The sequence below is a fragment of the Silvania confinis genome, from assembly GCF_025564085.1.
Lineage (GTDB): Bacteria > Pseudomonadota > Gammaproteobacteria > Enterobacterales > Enterobacteriaceae > Enterobacter > Enterobacter confinis.
On sequence record NZ_JAMGZJ010000060.1, the window covers coordinates 24,627 to 51,451 of the forward strand.

Genomic DNA, 26,825 nt, shown 5'->3' on the forward strand with positions numbered 1-26,825 from the left:
TTCTTCCTAACTATCTCTCTTACAACCGAGAGAAATCATTGAAAAGTGCAAGTCCCATTAACAGCACCAGTAGAATCGAACCAATGCGATAACTAAAGTCTTGAACTCGCTCGGATACCGGCCCGCCTTTTAGCTTCTCAATCGCTAAAAACAGCAGATGACCCCCGTCTAAAACGGGAAGTGGGAACAGGTTGATTATTCCAAGGTTCACGCTAATGAGCGCGAGAAACATCAGATAGTAAATCACCCCGAACTCTGCTGACATCCCAGCCCCCTGAGCGATCGAAATCGGCCCACTGAGGTTGTTCAGTTTCACGTCACCGGTAATCAATTTCCCCAACATTTGCACGGTCAGTTTCATCAGTTGCCAGGTTTTATCCGTGGCTTCAAGGATGGCGCTGAACGGCCCATACTGGCGTATTGTCTTGTACTCATCAGGCAGCGGGATCACTTTTGGCACCACGCCTGCAAACCCTTCAGCCTTAGCGCTCCCCGGTTTCGTATCCGGGATCAGCGTTAACGCCAAGGGACTCCCCTGCCGTTCTATCTCCAGCGCCAGCGGCGTACCGGGATTATCACGCACCAGAGTAACAAAGGTCATCCACTGCGTTAAAGGCTGACCATCGACTTTAACGATCCTGTCGCCCGCTTGCAAACCTGCTTTACGGGCTGCTGAGTCTGCCTGCACTTCTGCCAGGACCGGTTCAATCTGCGCGCCTCGCGGCCGAATGCCTAACGCAGCGACGGGATCTTCTTTATCAGGTTCAAATGCCCACTGGCGCAGATTCAGAATTTTCTCCTGACGCTGCTCAGAACCAAAGGGAGAAACGCTGATAGTTGTTTGCTCATCGCCAATTTTGGAGACCAGCTGCAGCCGGACGGCATCCCAATCAGGGGTTTCGATGCCATCAATCGCTTTAAGTTCCATGCCCGGATTAATTTGCGCGCTGGCGGCGATTGAGTTGGGCGTAATTTCACCGACAACCGGACGCACGCCTGGAACGCCGATGATAAACACCAGCCAGTAAGCGAAGATAGCGAAGAGGAAGTTTGCAATCGGACCCGCCGCAATAATGGCAGCGCGCTGGCCGATAGTTTTGTTGTTAAACGCGTAGTGGCGCATTTCGGGTGCGACCGGCTCTACGCGTTCATCCAGCATTTTGACGTAGCCGCCTAATGGGATAAGGGCAATAACGAATTCTGTGCCACGGCGATCGGTACGACGCCAGAGCGCCTTGCCAAAGCCAATGGAGAAGCGCTCTACCCGCACGCCACAGCGCCGAGCAACCCAGAAATGGCCAAATTCATGCACTGTGATAAGTACACCGAGTGCAACGATGAATGCTGCCAGATTCCAGAGAATGCTAAGCATAAAACCTTCCGTTAAATCGTCCCAAATACCAGTAAGAACAGGCATGCAAACACAGGAACTGCCGCCGTAAGGCTGTCTATGCGATCCAGAATACCACCGTGCCCTGGAATCAGATTGCCGCTGTCTTTTATCCCTGCTTCACGCTTAAACATACTTTCGGTCAAATCACCCAGCACGGAAGCCAGCGCAGCGATGATTGAACAGACCAGCAGCGTGGTCGGCGCAACCTCGAGGTTCGCCCATACGCCATAGCCCCAGGAAATGATCGCTGCGGTAAACAGGCCACCGAAGAATCCTTGCCAGGTTTTGCCTGGAGAGACCTTCGGTGCCAGCTTATGTTTGCCAAACAGTTTACCAAACATATAGGCACCGGAGTCAGCTCCCCAGACGAGAATCATGACATACAGCAGCCATAACGCCCCGCTGTACGGGTTATCGTCGTAGTGCCAGGTGCGGAGTGCGAGCATCCCCCAGAAGAAAGGGACAATAGTGAAGAGCCCGAAAATCAGGCGCAGCACTTTAGAGTTACGCCACAGCGATGCAGAGCCCGGATAGAAGAGGACCAGCAGCAGCGCGGCCAGCCACCATCCCAGCGACAGCCAGAGCGAGCCAGCAATCAGCGGCTGATGAATATTGTGATGGTACTCTGGCAGCATGAATAGCATCAGCGCCAGCATCAGGCCGCACAGAACGGCCAGCCATACCCGCTGAGAGCGCGAGGTAAAACCGCTAAACTGCCCCCATTCCCACGCTGCCAGCATGCAAACTACCAGGGTGACAATAGCGAATCCCACCGGAGGCAGTAAAAACAGCGCCGCGATGACAACAGGTATTAACACAAACGCAGAAATCAGGCGATACTTCAGCAAAAGCTACCCCCATCAGGCGTTTTCGCCACCAGGCTCGGTACCACCAAAACGTCGATCTCGATTGGCAAAGGCATGCAGCGCACCTTCAAAGTCTTGTTCATCAAAATCGGGCCAAAGAACATCCGTAAAGTAAAGTTCAGCGTAGGCGATTTGCCATAGCAAAAAGTTACTGATTCGGTGCTCTCCCCCTGTCCTAATTACCAAATCCACGGGCGTGAGTTCACTCATGCAGATTTGCTTACTCAGCGCCTCTTCATCAATTTGGTCAGGCCTTAATAACCCTTCCTGAACCTGCTCAGCAAGATGCCGAACGCCCTGGACAATATCCCAGCGTCCGCCGTAATTCGCCGCGATATTGAGCGTTAACCCGGTATTTTGCCCGGTTATTGCTTCCGCTTTGCGAATACGTTCCTGCAAACGTGAGTTAAAACGACTGGTATCACCGATAATACGCAGGCGAACGTTGTGGCGGTGCAGGCTTTTTACTTCGCTGTCGAGCGCCCACACGAACAATTCCATCAACGCGCTAACTTCCTGCGCAGGTCGATTCCAGTTTTCACTGCTGAAAGCATAGAGCGTTAGCGCGTCAATGCCGTTATTAGCGGCAAACGAGACAGCGCGGCGAACAGATTTCGCCCCAGCTTTATGCCCAAAGGCTCGGATCTTCCCTTGTCTTTTCGCCCAGCGGCCGTTGCCATCCATAATGATTGCTACATGACGACAGCCATGAGCTGGCACGTTTTCGCTTATTGGTTGATTCGCAGACAACATAACGCGTTTTTGGTCCCTGAAAGGATTTAACGGTACTCAGGAATACTGAAGCCTTTACGTAAAAAAGCCGTGTCAAACCACGGCTGACCTGACTGCATAACGTCAACTACCCGCAATCAAGTGGCGCAGACTATATCACTGAAGCCCAACGCTAACAAATAGCATGACCGCTAGTGGGTGGAATATCACTAGCTTGCGAGCCGCGTCACCGCTTTTTGCGCAGTCACTCTGGCTTCGGCATCGACGGTCAGCACGTCATCCACGCTCAGCGGTTCGCGTAAATCCATCGCCTCAAGCACAGAAAGGTTCAGCGCGGCAATATCCGTAAAGCGGATCCGCTGTTCAAGGAACGCTGCGACGGCAATCTCGTTTGCCGCATTCAGCGCAGTCGTCGCCGCCTGCCCCTGGTCGAAAGCTTCCATCGCCAGCTTTAGACACGGATAGCGCTGATAATCCGGCGCGCTGAAGGTCAGCGAGCTTAGCTTGCAGAAATCGAGCGGTTTAACGCCAGAGATTACGCGGTTCGGCCACGCCATCGTATGAGCAATCGGGGTACGCATATCCGGTTCGCCGAGCTGCGCCATCACGCTGCCATCCCGATAACGCACCATGGAGTGGATCACCGACTGCGGGTGGATCAGCACTTCCATCTGCTCAGCCGAAGCGTTAAATAACCAGCGGGCTTCAATGTATTCCAGACCTTTGTTCATCATGGTAGCGGAATCGACAGAGATTTTACGCCCCATCGACCAGTTCGGATGACGACATGCCTGATCGGGTGTCATTGTGACCAGTTCAGACAGCGGCGTATCCCGGAACGGGCCACCAGACCCGGTAAGCAGAATAGAAGAAACACCATTCTGCTCAAGTGAAGCGTACCCCAGGTCTTGTTGAAAAGGGTGCGGTAAACTCTGAAAAATAGCGTTATGTTCACTGTCTACCGGCAAAAGTCGCGCACCGCGTTGTTTTACCGCTTCCATGAACAGGCGTCCGCAGGTGACCAACGCCTCTTTGTTCGCCAGCAGAACCGTTTTACCGGCATCAATGGCCGCCAGCGTCGGCAGCAGGCCTGCGGCACCAACAATCGCCGCCATCACCTGATCCACCTCATCCAGCGCTGCCATTTCGCAGGCCGCCTGTTGACCACTCAATACTTCGGTCTGACTGCCGTTCGCGGCCAGCAGCGCTTTTACCTGGCGAGCACTCCCCTCGTCGTCCATAACCGCATAGCGCGGTGAAAACTCCAGACATTGTTCAACCATACGCTGAACGTTTTTCCCGGCAACAAGGGCGGTCACGGTGTACTGTTCAGGATTGTGACGAACGACGTCGAGCGTGCTGCAACCGATAGAACCGGTTGAGCCGAGGAGAGTTAATTGCTTCATGAAATGTCCAGAAGTAGTGAAGTCAGCAAAGCAAAACGCCGCCAGCAAAGCCCGTAGGGCCTTCTGAACGGCGTTTTATCAGATTACGTCAGAAATCAGAACTGCATCAGTTCCGCTTCTTTATCTGCCAGCGCCGCATCAAGTTTCTTGATCGCTGCGTCAGTCAGTTTCTGTACGTCGTCCTGAGAACGGCGATCGTCATCTTCGCTGATCTCTTTATCTTTCAGCAGTGCTTTCACTTTGTCGTTTGCGTCACGACGCACGTTACGCACGGCTACGCGCGCGCCTTCAGCCTCACCACGAACCACTTTGATCAGCTCTTTACGACGCTCTTCGGTCAGCGCTGGCAGCGGAACGCGAATATCAGCACCCGCAGAGCTTGGGTTCAGCCCCAGGTCGGACGCCATGATCGCTTTCTCGACGGCCGGACCTAAAGAACGATCGAAGACGTTGATTTTCAGCGTACGGGTATCTTCTACCGTGACGCTCGCCAGCTGACGCAGCGGCGTTGGTGTACCGTAATAAGGTACAACGATGCCATCCAGCAGGCTCGGAGAAGCGCGGCCAGTGCGCACTTTGCTGATTTGGTTTTTGAACACTTCTACGCACTTGTCCATGCGTACTTCAGCATCTTTTCTGATCTCGTTAATCACGTTACGAATCCTTGAAAACTTGTCTCAGGCAGACTATCCGCCAGCACCACCGTTAAAAGATGTGCTAAGTATAGCCCTGTTTAATTCATGACAACGCCTGGGGCGCGTCCAGATAAGAAACCACAATAAAGTAGAGCGGAATCTTACCTCTATTTATCGCCGACGGAAATTATTCCGTGATCAAAGTGCCTTCTTTTTCACCCATTACGACGCGACGCAGCGCACCAGGTTTATTCATATTGAAGACACGAATCGGCAGTTTGTGGTCACGTGCCAGCGTGAAGGCAGCAAGATCCATGACTTTCAGCTCTTTATCCAGCACTTCATTGTAGGTCAGCTGTTCGTACATGGTTGCCGTCGGATCGATGGCCGGATCGGCGGTAAATACGCCGTCCACTTTGGTTGCTTTCAGCACGACGTCTGCTTCAATTTCGATACCGCGCAAACAGGCTGCGGAATCGGTGGTAAAGAACGGGTTACCCGTACCGGCAGCGAGGATCACCACGCGGTTATTGCGCAGCAGGCTGATAGCTTCGGCCCAGCTGTAGTTGTCGCACACGCCATTCAGCGGAATGGCAGACATCAGGCGCGCATTGACATAGGCGCGATGCAGGGCATCACGCATTGCCAGGCCATTCATGACCGTTGCCAGCATGCCCATGTGGTCGCCCACAACGCGGTTCATACCGGCTTTCGCCAGACCAGCACCACGGAAAAGGTTACCACCGCCAATGACTACGCCAACCTGGATGCCCAGTTCAACCAGTTCTTTGATTTCCTGCGCCATGCGATCAAGGATGCTTGCGTCAATACCGAAGCCTTCCGACCCCTGCAGCGCTTCGCCACTCAGCTTAAGGAGAATGCGTTTGTAAACGGGTTTTGCATTGGTAGCCATTTTTGTTTCCTGGGACTGTCAACGATTGAGATAGGGGATAATTCTGGCGACATGATATATCGCATTTCAGCACAGTAACTATAGGTATCAGGCTGATTTACACATTACGTACACAAAAAGAAGCCGCCCTCAGGCGGCTTCTTTTCGCTCATTAAGACTGCTTGGACATTGCAGCAACTTCTGCTGCGAAGTCAGTCTCAACTTTCTCGATGCCTTCGCCCACTTCAAAGCGGATGAAGCCAGTCACGTCTGCGTTGCGCTCTTTCAGCAGCTCAGCAACAGATTTGCTTGGATCCATAACGAATGGCTGGCCAGTCAGAGAAACTTCGCCGGTGAATTTCTTCATGCGGCCTTCAACCATTTTCTCTGCGATTTCTTTTGGCTTGCCAGACTGCATGGCGATGTCCAGCTGAACCTGGTACTCTTTTTCTACCACTTCAGCAGACACGTCTTCTGGCTTAACGAATTCTGGCTTGCTTGCAGCGATGTGCATTGCCAGCTGTTTAACCAGCTCTTCGTCTGCGCCTTTAGCGGCAACCAGAACACCGATGCGTGCACCGTGCTGGTATGAACCCAGAACGTCGCCTTCGATAGAAGCAACACGACGGATGTTGATGTTCTCACCGATTTTAGCAACCAGCGCAACACGTTCTTCTTCGAACTGTGCTTTCAGAACTTCAACGTCAGTGATTTTGCCAGCAATCGCTGCATCCAGAACTTTGTTAGCAAATGCCTGGAAACCACCATCTTTAGCAACGAAGTCAGTCTGGCAGTTAACTTCCAGAATGATGCCGTAGTTGCCGTCGATTTTGGTGATGATCACGCCGTCAGCTGCAACGTTGCCTGCTTTTTTCGCCGCTTTGATCGCGCCGGATTTACGCATGTTTTCGATTGCCAGCTCGATGTCGCCATTAGCTTCAGTCAGTGCTTTTTTGCAATCCATCATGCCTGCGCTAGTACGTTCACGCAGCTCTTTTACCAGGGATGCGGTAATTTCAGCCATTCTTAAATCCTCGGGAGAGATGACCTGCCCGGCTCCAGGAACCGCACAGTTTTAAAAGTGAAAAAGGGGCCATTAAGAGGCCCCTATCCATACACGGTACTAATAAGGGGTAGAACCTTATTATTCAGCTTCTACGAAGCTTTCTTCCGCCTGGGAAGCCAGATCCTGAGAACGGCCTTCACGTACGGTGGTCGCTACAGCACCCAGGTACAGAGTAACAGCACGGATTGCATCGTCGTTACCCGGGATAACGAAATCAACACCGTCCGGATCGGAGTTGGTATCAACGATAGCAAATACCGGGATACCCAGGTTGTTAGCTTCTTTGATCGCGATGTGCTCGTGGTCAGCATCAACAACGAACAGAGCGTCTGGCAGACCACCCATGTCTTTGATCCCGCCAAGGCTGTTTTCCAGCTTGCCGAGTTCACGAGTGCGCATCAGCGCTTCTTTCTTGGTCAGCTTATCGAAAGTACCGTCCTGAGACTGGGTTTCCAGATCTTTCAGGCGCTTGATGGACTGACGAACAGTTTTCCAGTTGGTCAGCATGCCGCCCAACCAGCGATGGTTCACGAAGAACTGATCGCAGCTGTTAGCAGCTTCTTTCACAGCTTCGCTTGCAGCGCGTTTAGTACCAACAAACAGAATCTTACCTTTACGGGAAGAGATCTTGTTCAGCTCAGCCAGGGCTTCGTTGAACATTGGTACAGTTTTCTCAAGGTTGATGATGTGAACTTTGTTACGCGCGCCGAAGATGAAAGGCTTCATTTTCGGGTTCCAGTAACGGGTCTGGTGACCAAAGTGAACACCAGCCTTGAGCATGTCGCGCATGGAAACAGTTGCCATGTTAAAACCTCTATTTAAAAGTTGGGGTTAAGCCTCCACGCATCCCATATTACCGACCCCAAAGGGCACCCCGGAATATGTGTCGATACGTGTGTGTTATTACACAAAGTGAGATTTGTCGCTCCCGTCCAGCCTGTGTATCTGAGATGGATCGGAAGTCCGGCGCGCTTTATACCACAAAACAGCGCCTGAAACCAACAATTGTTGGCGGTGTGTGCTGTTAATGATTCTCGATTTGGCAGCACGTGCGCCTGACTGATACCATTGACAACACTTAGACTAGTATTGTCGAAAAAATCGACACTGATGGACAGATTACATGGCTATCTCAATTAAGACACCAGAAGAAATTGAAAAGATGCGCGTCGCCGGTCGTCTGGCCGCCGAAGTGCTGGAAATGATCGAACCGTACATCAAACCGGGCATCAGCACCGGTGAACTGGATCGTATCTGCAACGACTATATCGTCAATGAGCAGCAGGCTGTTTCCGCCTGCCTCGGCTATCACGGCTTCCCAAAATCCGTCTGCATCTCACTGAACGAAGTGGTCTGCCACGGTATTCCGGATGATGAAAAGCTGCTGAAAGACGGTGATATCGTCAACATCGACGTGACCGTTATTAAAGATGAGTATCACGGCGATACCTCTAAAATGTTCATCGTCGGCAAACCAACCATTCTGGGCGAACGCCTGTGCCGTATCACCCAGGAGAGCCTGTATCTGGCGCTGAAGATGGTGAAACCTGGTATCCGTCTGCGCACCCTTGGCGCAGCTATCCAGAAGTTCGTCGAAGCAGAAGGTTTCTCTGTCGTGCGCGAATACTGTGGTCACGGCATTGGTCGTGTCTTCCACGAAGAGCCGCAGGTCCTGCACTATGATGCAGATGACAGCGGCGTAGTGCTGCAGGCGGGCATGACCTTCACTATTGAGCCAATGGTCAACGCAGGCGATTATCGCATCCGCACCATGAAAGACGGCTGGACAGTGAAAACCAAAGACAGAAGCTTGTCTGCTCAGTACGAGCATACTATTGTGGTGACAGACAACGGCTGCGAAATTCTGACGTTACGCAAGGATGACACCATCCCGGCGATACTCTCGCAAGACGCATGATAAGAAGCCGGCAAATGCCGGCTTTTTTTATGGCTATCGTTTTTTCTTATGGGTGGCGCGCAATGAGTAACCTTTTACCCGAGCAGTACGCTAATACGGCACTTCCCACCCTTCCCGGCCAACCGGATAATCCTGGCGTCTGGCCGACACCCGAACTGACCTGCCCGGGTATCAAAGCGCATATCGACACGTTCCAGCGCTGGCTGGGTGATGCCTTTGACAGCGGGATCTCCGCCGAAGCGCTGATCGAGGCACGTACCGAATTCATTGACCAACTGCTGCAGCGGCTATGGATTGATTATGGTTTTGCTCAGCTCGGCGATGTCGCGCTGGTCGCCGTCGGCGGCTACGGCCGCGGCGAGCTCCATCCCCTTTCGGATATCGATCTGCTGATCCTCAGCCGTAAAAAGCTGCCGGTCGAGCAGTCGCAAAAAATTGGCGAGCTACTGACGCTGCTGTGGGATGTGAAGCTCGAAGTTGGCCACAGCGTGCGCACGCTGGAAGAGTGTCTGCTGGAGGGGTTATCCGATCTGACGGTCGCCACCAATCTGATTGAATCACGTCTGTTGATTGGCGATGTCGCCCTGTTACTGGAACTGCAAAAGCACATCTTCAGCGACGGGTTCTGGCCTTCGGAGAAATTTTTCGCCGCCAAGGTCGAGGAACAACAGGCCCGCCACCAGCGCTATCATGGCACCAGCTATAACCTGGAGCCCGATATCAAAAGCAGCCCTGGTGGCCTGCGGGATATCCATACTCTGCAATGGGTTGCCCGCCGCCATTTTGGTGCCACCTCGCTGGATGAGATGGTCGGCTTTGGCTTTCTGACGGAAGCCGAACGTACCGAGCTGAATGAGTGTTTACACCTGCTGTGGCGCATCCGTTTTGCGCTGCATCTCGAAGTCACGCGCTACGACAACCGCCTGCTGTTCGATCGACAGCTGAGCGTTGCCCAGCGCCTGCACTATCGCGGCGAAGGCAACGAGCCGGTTGAGCGGATGATGAAAGACTTCTTTCGCGTCACCCGCCGCGTGGGTGAACTGAATCAAATGCTGTTGCAGCTGTTCGATGAGGCGATACTGGCCCTGACGGCCGATGAAAAACCGCGCCCGATCGATGACGAATTCCAGCTGCGCGGCGCGTTAATCGATTTGCGTGACGAGACGCTGTTCATCCGCAAGCCGGAGGCCATCCTGCGGATGTTCTACACCATGGTGCGCAACAGCACCATCACCGGGATTTACTCCACGACATTGCGCCACCTGCGCCATGCCCGTCGTCATCTGACCCAGCCACTCTGCTACATCCCGGAAGCGCGCTCGCTGTTTTTGAGCATGCTGCGCCACCCCGGCGCGGTCAGCCGCGGATTACTGCCAATGCACCGTCACAGCGTGCTCTGGGCGTATATGCCGCAGTGGTCGCACATTGTCGGCCAGATGCAGTTTGACCTGTTCCATGCCTATACCGTTGATGAGCACACCATTCGGGTGATGCTGAAGCTGGAAAGCTTCGCCAAAGAAGAGACCCGAAGCCGCCATCCGCTTTGCGTTGAGCTGTGGCCACGGCTCACCAACCCGGAACTGATCCTGATTGCCGCCCTGTTTCACGATATTGCCAAAGGGCGTGGGGGCGATCACTCGGTGCTGGGCGCGGAGGACGTGCTGAAATTTGCGGAGCTTCACGGGTTCAATTCGCGTGAAACCCAGCTGGTTGCGTGGCTGGTGCGCCACCACCTGCTGATGTCGGTGACGGCGCAGCGTCGGGACATCCAGGACCCGGAGGTGATCAAGCAATTTGCCGAAGCGGTCCAGACCGAAAATCGCCTGCGTTTCCTGGTCTGCCTGACGGTGGCGGACATCTGTGCCACCAACGAAACGCTGTGGAACAGCTGGAAGCAGAGCCTGCTGCGTGAGCTGTACTTTGCCACCGAGAAGCAGTTACGTCGCGGCATGGAGAACACCCCGGACATGCGCGAGCGCGTGCGTCACCATCAGATGCAGGCCCTGGCGCTATTGCGGATGGACAATATCAATGAAGAGGCGCTGCATCTGATTTGGTCCCGCTGTCGCGCGAACTATTTTGTGCGCCACAGCGCGAACCAACTGGCCTGGCACGCCCGCCATCTGCTGCAACACGATCTGAGCAAGCCACTGATCCTGCTGAGTCCGCAAGCCACACGCGGCGGGACGGAGATCTTCATCTGGAGCCCTGACCGCCCTTATCTTTTTGCCGCCGTATGTGCCGAACTCGACCGCCGTAATCTCAGCGTTCACGACGCACAGGTTTTCACCACCCGCGACGGAATGGCGATGGACTCCTTTATTGTGCTGGAGCCGGACGGCAGCCCGCTGTCAGCCGACCGACATGAACCGATTCGCTTTGGGCTTGAGCAGGCGATCACTCAGCACAGCTGGCAGCCACCGCAGCCACGTCGCCAGCCAGCCAAATTGCGCCATTTTACCGTCGATACCGAGGTCAATTTCCTGCCGACGCATACCGACCGGAAGTCATTCCTGGAGCTGATCGCCCTCGACCAACCGGGTCTGCTGGCGCGGGTCGGACAGGTTTTTGCCGACCTGGGAATCTCACTGCATGGCGCCCGAATTACAACCATTGGCGAGCGAGTAGAAGATTTATTTATAATCGCCACAGCCGACCGCCGTGGCCTTAATAATGCGCTGCAGCGGGAAGTGCAACAACGGTTGACAGCAGCCCTCAATCCAAACGATAAAGGGTAGTGTTTTTTTAATTGGAAAGAGTTTAACAATGCAGCAGTTACAGAACGTTATTGAGTCCGCTTTTGAGCGTCGCGCCGAGATCACTCCGGCGAATGTGGATACCGTGACCCGTGAAGCGGTTAACCAGGTTATTTCTCTGCTGGATTCCGGCGCACTGCGTGTCGCAGAAAAGCTCGACGGACAGTGGGTAACCCATCAGTGGCTTAAAAAAGCGGTACTGCTCTCTTTCCGTATTAACGATAACCAGGTTATCGATGGTGCGGAAAGCCGCTACTTCGATAAAGTACCCATGAAATTCGCTAATTACGACGAAGCGCGTTTCCAGAAAGAAGGTTTCCGCGTGGTACCACCTGCGGCCGTGCGTCAGGGTGCGTTTATCGCGCGTAATACCGTGCTGATGCCGTCTTACGTGAACATCGGTGCTTACGTTGACGAAGGCACCATGGTGGATACCTGGGCAACCGTGGGTTCCTGCGCGCAGATCGGTAAAAACGTACACCTCTCCGGCGGAGTCGGCATCGGTGGCGTTCTTGAGCCACTGCAGGCGAATCCAACCATCATCGAAGATAACTGCTTCATCGGCGCACGTTCCGAAGTGGTAGAAGGCGTGATCGTTGAAGAAGGCTCGGTGATCTCGATGGGCGTTTACATCGGCCAAAGCACCCGCATTTACGATCGCGAAACCGGCGAAGTACATTATGGTCGTGTACCGGCAGGTTCCGTGGTGGTTTCCGGCAATCTGCCTTCGAAAGATGGCAAATACAGCCTGTACTGTGCGGTTATCGTGAAGAAAGTGGACGCGAAAACCCGCGGTAAAGTGGGCATCAACGAGTTGCTGCGCACAATCGATTAATCGGGTATAACAAAAAGCGGGGGCTACCCCGCTTTTTTTATATCTCAGGGTGGCGAAATTAGATTTTTTCGTTAATTATTCATAGGTTATGTTGAGATCAAGGGTACCGCTATGTACGATAATCTGAAAAGTCTGGGCATTACCAATCCTGATGAAATTGATCGTTACAGCCTCCGGCAGGAAGCCAACAACGATATCCTGAAAATCTATTTTCACAAGGATAAAGGCGAGTTCTTCGCCAAGAGCGTGAAGTTCAAATATCCACGTCAGCGTAAAACCGTCGTCGCCGATGGCGTCGGTCAGGGGTATAAAGAGGTTCAGGAAATCAGTCCAAATCTGCGCTACGTAATCGACGAGCTCGATCAGATCTGCCAGCGCGATCGTACCGAAGTCGATCTGAAGCGTAAGATCCTCGATGACCTTCGCCACCTTGAAAGTGTCGTCACCCACAAGATCAGCGAAATCGAAGCCGATCTTGAGAAGTTAACCCGCAATAAGTAAATCCCGGTGCGGCCTGATGCCCTCACCCCCAACCCTCTCCCACAGGAGAGGGTGCAAACACTAAAAAAGGCAACTGCCGTTGCCTTTTGCTTTTATCTACCTCTGTTCGTCCAGCTGCAGCGCCACATACAGCAGCAACCTGTCGTCGAAATTCCCCAGATCCAGCCCCGTTAATTCCGAGATGCGGTTCAGGCGATATTCCAGCGTATTGCGATGGATAAACAGCGCCTTCGAGGTGGCCAGCGGCTGCACGTTATGGCGGAACCAGGCCTGCAGCGTGCGGCGCAGTAAGCCGTTGTTATCCATTGCTTTAAGACGCACCAGCGGTCGCGCCAGCTCATTAGCCTGCCAGCCGCCGCGCAGGCTGTCGAGCAGCACCGGCAACATCAGATCCTGATAAAAATAGCTGCGGTTCTCGGGCATCCGCTGCTTACCGACCATCATAGTGGTGCGGGCGGTACGCCAGGAGCGCGCGATGCTTCCCGGGCCGGTAAAGTAGTTACCCAATGCCACTCGAAAGCGCAGTTGCCCGTTCTCTTTCATCCGCGCAATCAGCAGCTCGACCCGGCGACGGTGATCTTCAGCATCCCAACGGCCAAACTGGTTCAGCGCCGGTTTCAGTACCACCATCTCAGTGAGCGAGACAATCGCCACCAGGTTATTACGCTCAGGCGTCGCCAGCGCATTCTGCAGCTGCTGAAGCTCGACCATGGCGCTATCGACACCCAACTGACCGCTGTCGACCTCAATTACCGCCACCACGCGGGGCTGGTTGAGATCGATGCCCAGACGCTGTGCCCATTCGGTCAGTGCGGGGGTATGTTCTTCTGCCTGAATCAGGTTCATCACCAGCTCTTCACGCAGGCGGCTGTCCTGTGCCAGCAGGTGCATCAGACGTGATTGTTCCAGCATCATCTCAGCCGTCATGCATACCAGCTCACCGTATTTGCGCAGCGACTCCGGCTCACCGGTCAGGCCGATCACCCCGACAATTTCGCCTTCCAGACGCAGCGGCAGGTTGATCCCCTGACGCACGCCATGCAGATGACGCGCCACCGCATCGTCAATATCGACCACGCGCCCCTGAGAGAGCACCAGCAGCGCGCCTTCGTGCAATTCCCCAATACGCTCGCGATCACCGCTGCCAATGATCCGCCCACGTGCATCCATTACGTTAATATTGGTATCGATGATGCGCATCGTTCGCGCCACGATATCCTGCGCCATTTTGGTATCAAGATGCCAGCCAGCCATATCGCCCTCCTCTGAGCAGAGCTCAAGCATAAGGAAGAATAGACAACGCTGCATTGTGCGTATGCACAAACTGACGGGTAGAAGTATGGACTTGTGGAAGGGTTCACAGAAAGGCAGGAAAAGCCCCTGTTTCCCGACGGAAACAGGGGCGGTACAACTTACTGCATCAGCAGGTAGAGAGAGGTGTCACCACGCTGGATATTCAGCGCCAACACCGCCGGTTTGCTGTCGAGGACCTTACGCAGTTCAGCAATGTTTTTAATGGGCTGCTGGTTGGCGCCAATAATCACATCGCCTTTCTTCAGGCCGATACGGGCAGCCGGGGTATTGGCTTTCACGTTGTTCACCGCTACGCCTTTATCCCCCTCTTTGTTGCTCATATCCGCACCTTCGATCCCCTGGAAGATGGTGCTGGAATCAACCTGATTCTGGCTGCTCTGCTGCAGTTCCAGGTTCACGGTCACTGGCTTACCTTCACGCAGCAGGCCCAGCGTCACTTTGCTACCCACCGGCATCGAGCCCACTTCCGCGCGCAGCGCCGCAAAGCTGCTGATCGGCTTACCGTTCAGGGTTGTGATCACATCCCCGGCTTTAATGCCCGCTTTCGCCGCCGACGAGTTTGGCATAACCTGGCTGACAAAGGCGCCGCGCTGCGCGTCCACCTTCATCGCTTTCGCCAGCTCAGAGTTCAACTCGGTGCCGAGGATACCCAGCTCACCGCGTTTCACCTGACCAAACTCAACCATCTGCGCCGTCAGGTTTTTCACCATATTGCTCGGGATAGCAAAACCGATGCCGATGTTGCCGCCGTCCGGGGCAAGGATCGCGGTGTTAATCCCGATCAGCTCCCCGTTCAGGTTGACCAGCGCACCGCCGGAGTTACCCCGGTTAATCGCGGCATCGGTCTGGATAAAGTTCTCATAGTTTTCCGCATTCAGGCCACTGCGACCCAGCGCAGAAACAATCCCGGAAGTGACCGTCTCGCCCAGGCCGAACGGGTTACCGATCGCCACGGTGTAGTCTCCCACGCGCAGCGCGTCGGAGTCAGCCAGCTTAATCGCGGTCAGGTTTTTTGGATCCTGAATCTGGATCAGCGCGATATCAGAGCGCGGATCTTTACCCACCATTTTGGCGTCAAGCTTACGCCCGTCGCTCAGCTGCACTTTGATGCTGCTGGCATTGTCCACCACGTGGTTGTTGGTAACGACGTAGCCCTTAGCGGCATCGATGATTACCCCCGAACCCAGCGCCATAAACTTCTGCTGCTGGCCGCCGCCGTTGCCGCCTTCATCCCCTGCGCCACCACCCTGACAGAACGGTGAACTCTGGAACGGCGAACCCTCCTGGCAGAACGGCGAGTTATCGCCGAAGAACTGCTGGAAGTTACGCGGCATGCGCGGTGTATTGACGGTGGTGCTGCCTTCTACGTTGATACTCACGACCGACGGCATCACTTTTTCTAACATCGGCGCCAGGCTTGGCATCTGCTGAGCACTGCTCGCCGCAGATGCGGTCTCAGCTGCGATAGCAGAGAGAGGAGACAGCGCTAAACCTAAACTTAAAGCCAGTGCACTCATTGCTAATGTGGTTTTTTTCATGTTTCTTAATCTCGATTTACAGGTCACGCACAATTGCTGTGTATATCAGATTCATTTCTTCGCACGAAGTTCCGGTATTAAGTTTCTGGAAAAAGTAAAAATTTATTGTTCGTCTTTACAAAACGCTGAGCTTATTCCACTGCCATCAGCTTGCGGTATTCATCCCAGGCATACAAATCGGTCATCCCGCTGATATAGTCCTGGATCAGGCGGCAGCGATAATAAAACTCAAGCACCGGCCAGTCAGGCTGCTGCCGGTCAAATTTACTGACGGCTTCCACGTAGGCCAGGCGATGGCGAGGTGAGAGTTTATGAAATAAGCGCGATTCAATCGGCAAGTGGCGCACTCGCTCCTTTTCTACCAGCTCGCTAAAGGCCTCGACGGATAATTGTAGCAACGGACTGTAGATTTCGAGCAAGCCGCTGATGACGCGATATCCTTGTAATTCCAGTTGCTCAACCTCTGGATGGCTAAAGACATGGTGTACAGCGACATTTTTATACAGTTCAAGCAGTTGGCTGTAGCTACTATCATCCTCAAGCAGCGCATGGTTAAATTCTCCCTGATAAATCTGCGCCATATTGTCAATAAAACGTTCGGCGGCGTAAGGCACCAGTTTATTTAAGGTATTGACGCGTAAATACATGAAGAACTGATCTTCGGTACTGCGGCTCAAGGTATTGGAACGGGATTTTTCCCAGGCATTTTCGACCACCTGCGAGAATAGCGAGCCTTTCTTATGCGTTCCCCAGGCATCATAAAGATGCTGATAAAGTTCCTCGACGCTGAATATTCTTTTCTCCACGGCGTCTTCCAGATCGGCCACGCAATACGAAATATCGTCTGCAGCTTCCATAATCCATGTCAATGGAAAACGGCCATAGGGCGTCAGGGACAGCGCCTCGCGAAGCCGGTCGATATAACCCTCTTCCGAGAAATAATAGCCGGGTTTTTTCATCAAATAATTATGCGTGGCGGGCGGATCACCCAGCCACCATGCCGGACGCGTATATTTGAGGATGCAACCCACCTGCGCCCAGGTCAGGTTCATGCGCATCAGCGAATGCACCAGACGGATGCCCTGCGCATTGCCTTCGAAGTGACACAGGTCCTGACGGACTTTGCGACGCAGCTCGTTCAGCGCCTCTTCCCCTTCGCGCAGGCGCAGGGCCGGGATCGCACAGCGATCGACACTCAGCGGCTGGCTGGCGGCATCAGAGGGAAACAGGCGCTGGCGGAACCAGTCGTTGATCGCCGCTTCGCCAAAGTGACCAAAAGGGGGGTTGCCAATGTCGTGCATCAGGCACGCCATCTCGACGATGCTTTCAAACGGCCCGGTCAGTTCACCGAGTCCATAAGGTTCCAGCAGGCGCTGCTCTTTCAGGCGGCTCAAAATCTCTTTTGCGATATAGCGACCTACCTGCTGCACTTCCAGCGAGTGGGTGAGGCGCGTGCGCACCGCCGCATTACGTTCAAGGGGAAAGACCTGGGTTTTTTGCTGCAGGCGACGGATCGCCGGGGAGTTGACGATGCGGCCGCGGTCGCTTTCGAAGATCCGCAGGATCTCATGCTCGCTCTTATCCCCCTGCGGGGAGCGGTAACGACGGTGCCAGTTAATCTTGGTGCGAAAATCGATCTGTGCCATGTGCTCTCCCGCGCGGAAAATACGATTCCCCTAAAGCGCATGATAGACTATGCCTTCAAACATGGCACATCGCGAGTAAATCTATGAAAATCGGTATTATTGGAGCAATGGAAGAAGAAGTTACGCTGCTGCGTGACAAAATCGAAAACCGTCAGACCCTCTCCCTGGGTGGCTGCGAGATTTACACCGGCCAGCTGAACGGGACCGACGTTGCTCTGCTGAGATCCGGTATCGGTAAAGTCTCTGCTGCACTGGGCGCCACGCTGCTGCTGGAGCGCTGCAAGCCAGACGTGATCGTCAATACCGGCTCGGCGGGTGGCCTGGCGCCAACGCTGAAAGTGGGCGATATCGTGGTGTCTGACGAAGCGCGCTATCACGACGCCGACGTCACCGCGTTCGGTTACGAGCTGGGTCAACTTCCGGGCTGTCCGGCAGGTTTCAAAGCCGATGATCAATTGATTGCCGCCGCAGAAAGTTGCATCGCAGAGCTTAACCTCAACGCCGTGCGTGGGCTGATTGTCAGCGGCGATGCGTTTATCAATGGCTCCGAAAACCTGGCGAAAATCCGTCAAAACTTCCCGCAGGCGATTGCCGTAGAAATGGAAGCGACCGCTATCGCCCATGTTTGCCATAACTTCAGCGTACCCTTTGTAGTGGTTCGCGCCATCTCCGACGTGGCCGATCAGGAGTCTCATCTGAGCTTCGACGAGTTCCTCGTGGTGGCGGCCAAACAGTCCAGCCTGATGGTTGAAACCCTGGTACAGAAACTGGCGCGTGGCTAAGCCCTTTTTCAGGGCGCTAATTGCGCTGTTTCTGCTGACACCGGCGTGGCTTCTGGCCGCGCCGCGTGTTATCTCCCTCTCCCCTGCTAATACCGAACTGGCGTTTGCCGCCGGGATCACCCCCGTTGGCGTCAGCAGCTTTTCCGATTATCCCCCCGAAGCGACGCACATCGAAGAGGTGGCAAGCTGGCAAGGCATGAACATTGAACGGATCGTGGCGTTGAAGCCGGATCTGGTGCTCGCCTGGCGTGGCGGCAATGCTGAACGTCAGGTGAATCAGCTGACCTCACTTGGCATAAAAGTGCTGTGGATTGACGCCACCCGCATTGAGCAAGTGGCGCAAGCCCTCCGAGACCTCGCCCCCTGGAGCCCAACCCCTGAAAAGGCCCGGCTGGCCGCACAGCAAATGCTCGATGAGTTTGCGGCCCTCAAAGCCCAATACGGTGCACAGCCTAAGAAGCGCGTCTTCTTGCAATTTGGCCAGCTACCCTTATTCACCACCAGCCAGGGATCGCTGCAGCATCAGGTGCTGGAAGTGTGTGGCGGGGAGAATATCTTTGCCGCCAGCCGTGTGCCCTGGCCGCAAGTAAGCCGTGAACAGGTGCTGGCACGCCAGCCACAGGTCATCGTCGTGGCCGGTTCTGCGGGCGATATTCCCAAAATCGAACGCTACTGGCAAAGTCAGTTAACAATACCGGTGATTGCCCTTAAGAGTGACTGGTTTGAGCGCGCGAGCCCGCGTATTATCCTCGCCGCGAAACAACTCTGCTCTGCGCTGTCGCAGAGCCATTAATTTCTCGAGGATTACGATGCTCGTTTATTGGCTGGATATTCTTGGCACAGCCGTTTTTGCGATTTCTGGCGTTCTGCTGGCCGGTAAGCTGCGCATGGATCCCTTTGGGGTGCTGGTGTTAGGCGTGGTGACGGCCGTGGGGGGTGGGACCATCCGCGATATGGCGCTCGATCACGGTCCGGTATTTTGGGTCAGGGATCCCACCGACCTGGTGGTGGCAATGGTCACCTGCCTGCTGACTATCGTGCTGGTACGCCAACCGCGTCGCCTGCCAAAATGGATCCTGCCGGTGCTGGATGCGGTCGGTCTGGCGGTATTCGTCGGGATTGGCGTCAACAAAGCGTTTATGGCCGGTACTGGCCCGATGGTGGCTATCTGTATGGGCGTTTTAACCGGCGTGGGCGGCGGGATTATCCGCGATATCCTGGCGCGTGAAGTGCCGATGATCCTGCGCACTGAAATCTACGCCACGGCCTGCATTATCGGCGGGATCGTCCATGCCACGGCGTTTTATACTTTTGGTGTTGAGCTCGAAACAGCGGCGATGATCGGGATGGTGGTCACGCTGGGCATTCGACTGGCGGCAATCCGCTGGCACTTAAAACTGCCGACGTTTGCGCTGGATGAGAATGGAAGGTAGAGCGGAGTAACAAGCCCGGTAAGCTATGACGCCACCGGGCATTACCATCAGATGCTAAACGACGAACCACACCCGCAGGTGCTGGTCGCGTTCGGGTTGGTCACCACAAAGCGGGAACCTTCCAGACCTTCGGTATAATCGACGGCTCCACCCACCAGATATTGCAGACTCATCGGGTCAACAACCAGCGCGACGCCCTGCTTCTCAATCGTCATATCGCCGTCATTGATCTGATCGTCAAAGGTGAAACCATACTGGAAGCCGCTGCAGCCGCCGCCAGTAATATATACGCGCAGTTTCAGATCCGGATTGTCTTCGTCGGCAATCAGGGTTTTCACTTTACTGGCTGCTGCTTCTGTAAACTGCAACGGCAGCGCTACGTCATCACTCATCTTATGCTCCCATGAATACTACCAGTGGGCAAAAATCACCCAATGCTTATTGTCATTATCTAATACCCTGGTAATTCAATCAAGTATTCTGCTTCGCCAGGGTGCGGGCAAGGATCGTGGAGTATAACGGTTTTCCGCCCAGGAATTGGGCTAATAGTGTCGCGCCAAGGCAAGTAATGATCATTGGCAAAATGAGCTGATAATTATCAGTCATTTCCAGCACCAGGATGATGCCGGTTAGCGGTGCGCGCAGCGACGCCGCCAGCAATGCGCCCATCCCGGCAATGGCAAAGGTGCCGGCATCCAGCTGATATGCTGGAAAACCGGCCGCGGCCGCCATGCCAAAGGCCGACCCCAGTAAGGTACCTAAGGCCAGCATCGGGGCAAAGATCCCGCCCGGCGCGCCGGAAGAAAAGCACAGCAGCGTCGTCGCCACTCGAACGATAAACAGCACCAGCAGCAGACCTATGCTGAAATTCCCGGCCGTGGCGATCGGGATAAGATTAAACCCGCCGCCTGCGGCCTCGGGCAGGATCATCCCCAGCACGCCGCACATCCCGCCCAGCAGCCCCCCGACCAACACCCATTTCGTGGTGTTCCCGCCATGAATGCGCTGGAACATATCCTGCGTCCGCAGTATCAGCGTATTAAACAGAGGCCCTACTACGCCAAAAATCATGCCGAGGATCAGATACAACCAGAGCGTGTTCAGCGGGGCATTGCTGAGCTTGCCGACCTCAATCACCGCCGCTTCGCCATTAAACAGGCGGAAGACGATGCTCGACATGATCACGCCCGTAAAGACCGCTTTAATTGATATTAGGCTGTAGCGAAACTGTGCGCGCATCTCTTCGATGATAAACAGGATCCCAGCCAACGGCGCGTTAAAGGCGGCGGACAGCCCCGCCGCGGCCCCGGTCGCCAGCAGCGTATGCCGGGCTTCGGCGCTGCGCATGCGAAACAGATCCCCGACCATGCGCCCGATATTGCCGCCGATTTGTACTGTCGGCCCTTCGCGACCCAGCACCATGCCCGCGCCGAGCGTTCCTAACCCGCCGATAAATTTCACCGGCAACACCCGCCACCAGCGCACTGGCCGCAGTTCTTCCAGCGCGCCTTCAATCTCAGGAATGCCCGATCCCCCCGCCTCAGGGGCATATTTACGCACCAGATAGTAGCCCACCATCGCCAGCAAGGCTGACAGGATGAAGGCCATCGGCCAGACCAGCAGCGGGCGATCGGCCCAGCCCGCCAGGGTGCCGACGCGCCAGTACAGCACCGCATTAACCGCTTTTTCAAAGGCCACGCCAACCAGCCCTGCGAGCGTACCGACCAGCGCGGCCATCAGCAGGATCGCCAGCGGCGTTTTGTCCCGGTTCAGCAGACGGCGGATCCTGACTCTGCGCCAGAGCCGCGCGTGTTGCTGCATTTCGTAAGAGGGAGCGTCAGTTTTCATCAGATGATCATTTATGGGTAGGTCAGGGAAAGATCGGCATTTTAAAGGCCAGCGCCGCCCGCGTCGCAACAATTTAATTAATGAATAGTAGGATTAAAGTGCGCAAAGGTGCATAACCCGGCGCGAATCACTTAGAATAGCGAGCTTAATTCTTTTCCCGAAACCAGGAACGACGCCATGAGCAAGTCTGAAACTCTTTACAGCGCGGCCCGCGAACTTATCCCTGGCGGTGTAAACTCCCCCGTACGTGCTTTTACCGGCGTGGGCGGTACACCGCTGTTCATCGAACGTGCCGATGGCGCGTACCTGTACGACGTGGATGGCAAAGCCTATATCGATTACGTCGGCTCCTGGGGCCCGATGGTGCTGGGCCATAATCACCCTGCTATCCGTAATGCGGTGATCGAAGCTGCCCAGCGCGGCCTGAGCTTTGGCGCGCCAACCGAGATGGAAGTGAAAATGGCCGCGCTGGTCACCGAACTGGTGCCGACCATGGATATGGTGCGCATGGTGAACTCCGGTACAGAAGCCACTATGAGCGCCATCCGTCTGGCTCGCGGCTTTACCGGTCGCGACAAAATCATCAAGTTCGAAGGCTGCTACCATGGCCACGCCGACTGCCTGCTGGTGAAAGCCGGTTCCGGCGCGCTGACCCTCGGTCAACCCAACTCCCCGGGCGTACCGGCAGACTTCGCAAAACATACCCTGACCTGTACCTACAACGATCTGGATTCCGTGCGCGCTGCCTTTGAGCAGTACCCGCAGGAGATCGCCTGCATCATCGTGGAGCCGGTGGCGGGCAACATGAACTGCATCCCGCCGCAACCGGGCTTCCTGCAGGGCCTGCGCGCCCTGTGCGACGAGTTCAATGCATTGCTGATTATCGACGAAGTGATGACCGGATTCCGCGTCGCGCTGGCGGGTGCGCAGGCGTATTACGACGTGGTGCCCGATTTGACCTGTCTGGGCAAAATCATCGGTGGCGGTATGCCGGTAGGCGCGTTTGGCGGGCGTAAAGACGTGATGGATGCGCTGGCCCCGACCGGTCCGGTGTATCAGGCCGGTACGCTGTCGGGTAACCCGATCGCCATGGCCGCCGGATTTGCCTGCTTAAACGAAGTGGCCCAGCCGGGTATTCACGCCACCCTGACCGCGCGCACCACCCAACTGGCCAACGGCTTGCTGGATGCCGCTGAAGATACCGGTATTCCGCTGGTGGTGAACCACGTTGGCGGCATGTTCGGGATCTTCTTCACCGAAGCCAAAACCGTCACCAGCTACCAGGATGTGGTGAAGTGCGACGTTGAGCGCTTCAAGCGCTTCTTCCACCTGATGCTGGAAGAAGGCGTCTATCTGGCACCGTCGGCGTTCGAGGCGGGCTTTATGTCGGTTGCGCACAGCGAAGAAGATATCAATAACACCATCGACGCGGCGCGTAAGGTGTTTGCGAAGCTCTGATAACGTTGTTTGTAGGGTGCGGCCTGATGCCCTCACCCCGGCCCTCTCCCACAGGGAGAGGGAGAAAACACTCAAAACGGCAACCCGATGGTTGCCGTTTTGCATTTGTTACCGACTCTGCTTACGCAGCAGATAGATAAAGTACGGCGCACCGATAAAGGTCGACAGTAGCCCTGCCGGGATCTGATACGGGAACAACACCATCCGTCCGCACCAGTCGGCAAACACCAGCAAAATCCCCCCCGTTAACGCCGACATCACCATGTGCGGCATCGTCCGACGAAAACCCATCATCCGTGCAATGTGCGGTGCCATCAGACCGATAAAGCTCAGCGGGCCGATGGTCAGGGTCGCGGTGGCTGTCAGGCAGGCCGCCAGCAACAACAGACCAATACGCGAGGTGCTCAGCGCCATCCCCACCGAACGGGCAGTATCGCCCCCCAGCGGCAGCACCGTTAACCAGCGCCGACACAGAGGAACGATCGCCAGTAACACAACCATCGCGATGCCGGTGCGCACTACCTGCTCGGTGGTCGCGTTATAGGTTGAACCGGAGATCCAGGTCAGGATTTGTGCCATTCGCGGATCGCCGCTGGCCTGCAGCATCATCAGCAGCATGGTGAATGCGGTGCTTAACGCCATCCCCGCCAGCAGCATCCGGTGCGGCGAGAATCCACCGCGCCCGGCGGCAATCATAATAATCAGCAGTGTCACCGCCGCACCGATACTGCCCGCCGGCATCAGCCAGCCGAAGGCATTGCCCGGCACAAAGAACAGCATCAGGACCACGCCGAATGCCGCACCAGAGCTTATCCCCAGCACTTCCGGGCTCGCCATCGGGTTGCCGGTCAGACGCTGAATAATGCAGCCCGCCACCGCCAGCATCACCCCGGCGATCAGCGCGGCAAAAATGCGTGGCGCGCGCCACGGCATCAGCTCGTCGAGCATCGCCCCGCTGGCCCAGTGCCAGCCCTGAGCATCTCGGCCAAACGTCAGCGCGGCAATCACCGCCAGTATCAGCACAGCACCGCCCGCCAGCGCATACCCGAGGACATGATGGCGCTCGGCACTGACTTTATCCCCGCCATTCATTGCCGGGCTGTTCATACTGCGCAAGCGCGGCAGCAGCCACAGCAGCAGCGGCGCGCCAATCAGCGCGGTCACCGAACCGGTCGAGACCTCCATCCACACCCGTGTTAACCACAGGATCACCTGATCGGAAAGCCAGAGGATCAGCGCCCCGATCAGCGGGGCCAGGATCAGGCGGGAGAGTAACCGCCGCGCACCGAGCATTTTTGCCAGCAGCGGCGCGAACAGGCCGATAAAACCAATAATACCGACCGCATTGACCAGCAGAGCGCTGATGACAATCGCCAGCGTTAACGCAGCCAGCCGCGCCAGCGACAGCGCCAGCCCGAGGTTGCGTGCCACCCCGTCATCCAGCCCCATTAAGGTCAGCGGACGCAGCAGCAGCAGGGTCAGCAGTACGCCGCCCAGCAGCTGTGGCCACAGGCGTTGAACGATGCTCCAGTCGGTTTGCGTCAGTGTGCCGGTACTCCACAGGAACATGCTCTGAAGCTGATCGTGGTGGAAGATGACTAACAGCTGGTTAACCGCGCCGCAGTACAAACTCACCACCAGCCCCGCGAGGATCAGTGTGACCGGCGACAGGCGCTTACCCCACGCCACGCCAAAGACAATCGCCCCCACTACGCAGGCACCGACCAGCGCCGCAAACTGCGGTGCCAGCGCACCCGGCAGCGACCACAGGGTGATGATGGTGATCCCCAGTTGGGCTCCGGTTGCCACGCCAAGCGTGGTCGGTTCCGCCAGCGGGTTACGTAGCACCTGCTGGAACAACACGCCGACCAGGCCAAGACCCGCCCCCACCAGCAGCGAGATCGCCAGCCGTGGCAGCAGGCTGTAGTGGAACAGCATCTGTTGAATATTGTCGATATCGGGGGTGACTAACGCCGTGCCCCACTGCGCGCGCGGCAGGGCCAGATTGAGGTTCGACCAGGTCAGACCCAGCGCCAGAACCAGCAGCGTGGTCATTAACAGTGCCGGGAACAGGGCAATCCGTGATTTCATGCCTGGCCTCCCAGCGCGTTATCCAGTACCCGGGCAAAGTGCATCGCCGACAGCGTTGCCCCGTAGAACCACACCGCAGGAACGCGCTTCACGCGCTGCTGGCGGACAAACGGCATCGCCTGCCACAGAGGTGTCGCCATTAACGCCTGCATTTCACGCTCGTTGCCATGGTCGAAACAGAGTACATCCACATCACGGAACATCGCCAGACGATCGATCCCCACCGCAGTACTGCCCCAGAAGGTCATCTCCCCTTCCCAGGCGTTTTTAATCCCGTAGCGATCCAGCACTTCCTGGAACAGGCAGTTATTGCCAAACACCAGCATATGACGCGCGTCGAGCAGGGTAACCATCAGCAGCGGGCGATCGCCGCGGCCGGCAAAACGGGGCTTGAAGCTGTCAATCACGCTGTCGAAATGATCAAGATGCGAACGGGCAGCCGCTTCCATGTTCAGCAGCTGTGCCATCTCGCTTAACGATTTACGCGCATTTGCCAGCGGCTTTTTGCCATCGCTGAAGGAAAACCCTCGTCCCGGTGCAATCCGCGACAGTTTCTCTTCCGACGGACCATAGCCCGCCGACCAGACCAGATACGACGGTTTCATCTGGGTCAGCAGTTCGAGATTGGGTTCGGTTCGCAGACCGATGTCGATCACTGACTCAGGCAGACGGGGTTCGTTGACCCACAAGGTGTAGTTGGGAATATCGGCCACGCCGTAAGGGGTGACACCAAGCGCCAGCAGCAGCTCGACCGGCAGCCACTCGAGGGCCACAATGCGCGTGGGATCAACGGCGGCGGCATGTGCCGTGCCCATTTTCCACAGCAGCGGAGAAAGTGCCATGGCCGTCAACAGCCGACGGCGGTTAATCATGAAATCAGACATCAGTAGACAAAGCTCACCGGTGCCGCGCCACCCGGATGCGGCAGAATACCCATTGGAATACCGTAAATGTTTTCCAGCGTTTCACTGCGCATCAGTTCAGATGGCGAGCCCTGAGCGATCATCTCTCCACCGCGCAGCGCCACCAGATAGTCGCAATAGCGCGCGGCCATATTGATGTCATGCAGCACGGCAATCACCGTTAGCCCGCGCTGCTGGCTCAGGCGATGCACCAGCGCCAGCACGTCGACCTGATGGGCAATATCCAGCGCCGAGGTGGGTTCATCCAGCAATAAACACCGGCTGTCCTGCGCCACCAGCATGGCGATCCACGCCCGCTGCCGCTCGCCGCCGGATAAGCTATCCACCAGACGATGGGCCAGCGGCTTTAAGCCCACCAGCATTATCGCCTCTTCGACTTTTTCGCGGTCGGCCACGCCAAAGCGCCCGAGCGCCCCGTGCCAGGGATAACGCCCAATCGCCACCAGTTCACGTACGGTCATCCCTTCCGCCTGCGGCAGCTGCTGCGGCAGATAGGCCACTTTGCGGGCAAAGGCTTTGCTGTTCCAGCTCTCCAGCGGCTGTCCGTCCAGCAAGATATCGCCTTCTGACGGCGGCTGATGGCGGCCGAGCATTTTCAGTAAGGTGGATTTGCCGGAGCCGTTATGGCCGATAAGGCCAGTGACTTTGCCTGCGGGGAAGGTCAGCGAAAGCGGATGCAGCAGCGTGCGTCCGGGAACACGAAAGGAAGTACCGTTTAGCGCAAAGGTGGTATCAGATTGCGGTTTGTTATCCTGCATGGTGGCCAACTTAAGTAAAGGGCACGAAAAACGT

Annotated in this window: 24 protein-coding genes; 8 read left to right on the forward strand and 16 right to left on the reverse strand. The window is 55.8% G+C overall.

The annotated features are described in order from the left end of the window. Window positions 1-19: 19 nt before the first annotated feature. From rseP to rpsB, 8 genes are all read right to left on the reverse strand, one after another. Complete coding sequence (rseP, locus tag M8013_RS00765) at window positions 20-1,372, reverse strand: sigma E protease regulator RseP (protein ID WP_271265968.1); 1,353 nt, start codon at window positions 1,370-1,372, stop codon at window positions 20-22. Window positions 1,373-1,383: 11 nt separating this feature from the next. Next, window positions 1,384-2,241: a phosphatidate cytidylyltransferase gene (gene cdsA, locus M8013_RS00770; RefSeq protein ID WP_271265931.1), complete on the reverse strand. Its 858-nt coding sequence runs from the start codon at window positions 2,239-2,241 to the stop codon at window positions 1,384-1,386. A 12-nt stretch (window positions 2,242-2,253) separates the two neighbouring features. Beyond that, window positions 2,254-3,012 carry a (2E,6E)-farnesyl-diphosphate-specific ditrans,polycis-undecaprenyl-diphosphate synthase gene (gene ispU, locus M8013_RS00775; protein WP_271265932.1) on the reverse strand — a complete coding sequence of 253 codons (759 nt, stop codon included), beginning with the start codon at window positions 3,010-3,012 and terminating at the stop codon, window positions 2,254-2,256. A 188-nt stretch (window positions 3,013-3,200) separates the two neighbouring features. Further along, on the reverse strand, window positions 3,201-4,397 hold the full coding sequence (gene ispC / locus M8013_RS00780; RefSeq protein WP_271265933.1) for a 1-deoxy-D-xylulose-5-phosphate reductoisomerase: 1,197 nt from the start codon (window positions 4,395-4,397) through the stop codon (window positions 3,201-3,203). A 95-nt stretch (window positions 4,398-4,492) separates the two neighbouring features. Beyond that, on the reverse strand, window positions 4,493-5,050 hold the full coding sequence (gene frr, locus M8013_RS00785; protein ID WP_271265934.1) for a ribosome recycling factor: 558 nt from the start codon (window positions 5,048-5,050) through the stop codon (window positions 4,493-4,495). Between the two features lie 169 nt (window positions 5,051-5,219). Then, window positions 5,220-5,945, reverse strand: coding sequence for a UMP kinase (gene pyrH / locus M8013_RS00790; protein ID WP_271265935.1), 726 nt, complete (start codon window positions 5,943-5,945; stop codon window positions 5,220-5,222). A gap of 151 nt (window positions 5,946-6,096) precedes the next feature. After that, on the reverse strand, window positions 6,097-6,948 hold the full coding sequence (gene tsf / locus M8013_RS00795; RefSeq protein WP_271265936.1) for a translation elongation factor Ts: 852 nt from the start codon (window positions 6,946-6,948) through the stop codon (window positions 6,097-6,099). A gap of 120 nt (window positions 6,949-7,068) precedes the next feature. Next, the gene (gene rpsB / locus M8013_RS00800) at window positions 7,069-7,794 is read right to left on the reverse strand and encodes a 30S ribosomal protein S2 (RefSeq protein WP_271265937.1); all 726 of its coding nucleotides are present in this window, start codon (window positions 7,792-7,794) and stop codon (window positions 7,069-7,071) included. Window positions 7,795-8,113: 319 nt separating this feature from the next. Between rpsB and map the strand changes: the two genes are divergently transcribed. The 4 genes from map (at window position 8,114) to M8013_RS00820 (ending at window position 13,000) form a co-directional block, all read left to right on the forward strand. Continuing rightward, on the forward strand, window positions 8,114-8,908 hold the full coding sequence (map, locus tag M8013_RS00805) for a type I methionyl aminopeptidase (protein WP_271265938.1): 795 nt from the start codon (window positions 8,114-8,116) through the stop codon (window positions 8,906-8,908). A 62-nt stretch (window positions 8,909-8,970) separates the two neighbouring features. Then, window positions 8,971-11,646 (forward strand): bifunctional uridylyltransferase/uridylyl-removing protein GlnD, encoded by a 2,676-nt coding sequence (glnD, locus tag M8013_RS00810; protein WP_271265939.1) that lies wholly within the window; start codon window positions 8,971-8,973, stop codon window positions 11,644-11,646. 28 nt (window positions 11,647-11,674) lie between these two features. Beyond that, window positions 11,675-12,499: a 2,3,4,5-tetrahydropyridine-2,6-dicarboxylate N-succinyltransferase gene (gene dapD, locus M8013_RS00815; protein WP_271265940.1), complete on the forward strand. Its 825-nt coding sequence runs from the start codon at window positions 11,675-11,677 to the stop codon at window positions 12,497-12,499. A gap of 111 nt (window positions 12,500-12,610) precedes the next feature. Beyond that, window positions 12,611-13,000, forward strand: a complete 390-nt coding sequence (locus M8013_RS00820; protein ID WP_012016111.1) for a DUF3461 family protein — start codon at window positions 12,611-12,613, stop codon at window positions 12,998-13,000. 96 nt (window positions 13,001-13,096) lie between these two features. On the opposite strand, the gene cdaR is transcribed toward M8013_RS00820, so the two are convergent. The 3 genes from cdaR to dgt form a co-directional block, all read right to left on the reverse strand. Next, on the reverse strand, window positions 13,097-14,254 hold the full coding sequence (gene cdaR / locus M8013_RS00825) for a DNA-binding transcriptional regulator CdaR (protein WP_271265941.1): 1,158 nt from the start codon (window positions 14,252-14,254) through the stop codon (window positions 13,097-13,099). Window positions 14,255-14,412: 158 nt separating this feature from the next. Beyond that, the gene (gene degP / locus M8013_RS00830) at window positions 14,413-15,852 is read right to left on the reverse strand and encodes a serine endoprotease DegP (RefSeq protein ID WP_271265942.1); all 1,440 of its coding nucleotides are present in this window, start codon (window positions 15,850-15,852) and stop codon (window positions 14,413-14,415) included. A gap of 131 nt (window positions 15,853-15,983) precedes the next feature. Continuing rightward, window positions 15,984-17,498, reverse strand: a complete 1,515-nt coding sequence (gene dgt, locus M8013_RS00835) for a dGTPase (RefSeq protein WP_271265943.1) — start codon at window positions 17,496-17,498, stop codon at window positions 15,984-15,986. Window positions 17,499-17,581: 83 nt separating this feature from the next. On the opposite strand from dgt, the gene mtnN reads away from it, so the two are divergent. From mtnN to M8013_RS00850, 3 genes are read left to right on the forward strand one after another with little or no spacing between them, the layout of a single operon-like run. Further along, complete coding sequence (gene mtnN, locus M8013_RS00840; protein ID WP_271265944.1) at window positions 17,582-18,280, forward strand: 5'-methylthioadenosine/S-adenosylhomocysteine nucleosidase; 699 nt, start codon at window positions 17,582-17,584, stop codon at window positions 18,278-18,280. After that, window positions 18,273-19,073 carry a vitamin B12 ABC transporter substrate-binding protein BtuF gene (gene btuF, locus M8013_RS00845; RefSeq protein WP_271265945.1) on the forward strand — a complete coding sequence of 267 codons (801 nt, stop codon included), beginning with the start codon at window positions 18,273-18,275 and terminating at the stop codon, window positions 19,071-19,073. The genes mtnN and btuF overlap by 8 nt, the downstream gene beginning before the upstream one ends. A gap of 16 nt (window positions 19,074-19,089) precedes the next feature. Further along, window positions 19,090-19,713: a TRIC cation channel family protein gene (locus M8013_RS00850; protein WP_271265946.1), complete on the forward strand. Its 624-nt coding sequence runs from the start codon at window positions 19,090-19,092 to the stop codon at window positions 19,711-19,713. A 47-nt stretch (window positions 19,714-19,760) separates the two neighbouring features. Here M8013_RS00850 and erpA read toward each other — a convergent pair whose 3' ends face one another. Together erpA and clcA are read right to left on the reverse strand one after the other, a co-directional pair. Further along, the gene (gene erpA / locus M8013_RS00855; RefSeq protein ID WP_271265947.1) at window positions 19,761-20,105 is read right to left on the reverse strand and encodes an iron-sulfur cluster insertion protein ErpA; all 345 of its coding nucleotides are present in this window, start codon (window positions 20,103-20,105) and stop codon (window positions 19,761-19,763) included. A 79-nt stretch (window positions 20,106-20,184) separates the two neighbouring features. Beyond that, window positions 20,185-21,561 carry a H(+)/Cl(-) exchange transporter ClcA gene (gene clcA / locus M8013_RS00860; RefSeq protein WP_271265948.1) on the reverse strand — a complete coding sequence of 459 codons (1,377 nt, stop codon included), beginning with the start codon at window positions 21,559-21,561 and terminating at the stop codon, window positions 20,185-20,187. A 177-nt stretch (window positions 21,562-21,738) separates the two neighbouring features. Here clcA and hemL point away from each other — a divergent pair, with 177 nt between their 5' ends. Beyond that, entirely contained in the window at window positions 21,739-23,019 is a 1,281-nt protein-coding gene (hemL, locus tag M8013_RS00865; RefSeq protein WP_271265949.1) for a glutamate-1-semialdehyde 2,1-aminomutase, read from the forward strand. 108 nt (window positions 23,020-23,127) lie between these two features. Here hemL and fhuB read toward each other — a convergent pair whose 3' ends face one another. Genes fhuB through fhuC form a run of 3 tightly spaced genes read right to left on the reverse strand, consistent with a single transcriptional unit; the run spans window position 23,128 to window position 26,791 of the window. Further along, on the reverse strand, window positions 23,128-25,110 hold the full coding sequence (fhuB, locus tag M8013_RS00870; RefSeq protein ID WP_271265950.1) for a Fe(3+)-hydroxamate ABC transporter permease FhuB: 1,983 nt from the start codon (window positions 25,108-25,110) through the stop codon (window positions 23,128-23,130). After that, entirely contained in the window at window positions 25,107-25,994 is an 888-nt protein-coding gene (gene fhuD, locus M8013_RS00875) for a Fe(3+)-hydroxamate ABC transporter substrate-binding protein FhuD (protein ID WP_418939515.1), read from the reverse strand. Before fhuD ends, fhuB begins: the two co-directional genes overlap by 4 nt. Continuing rightward, complete coding sequence (fhuC, locus tag M8013_RS00880) at window positions 25,994-26,791, reverse strand: Fe3+-hydroxamate ABC transporter ATP-binding protein FhuC (RefSeq protein ID WP_271265951.1); 798 nt, start codon at window positions 26,789-26,791, stop codon at window positions 25,994-25,996. Before fhuC ends, fhuD begins: the two co-directional genes overlap by 1 nt. Window positions 26,792-26,825: the final 34 nt, after the last annotated feature.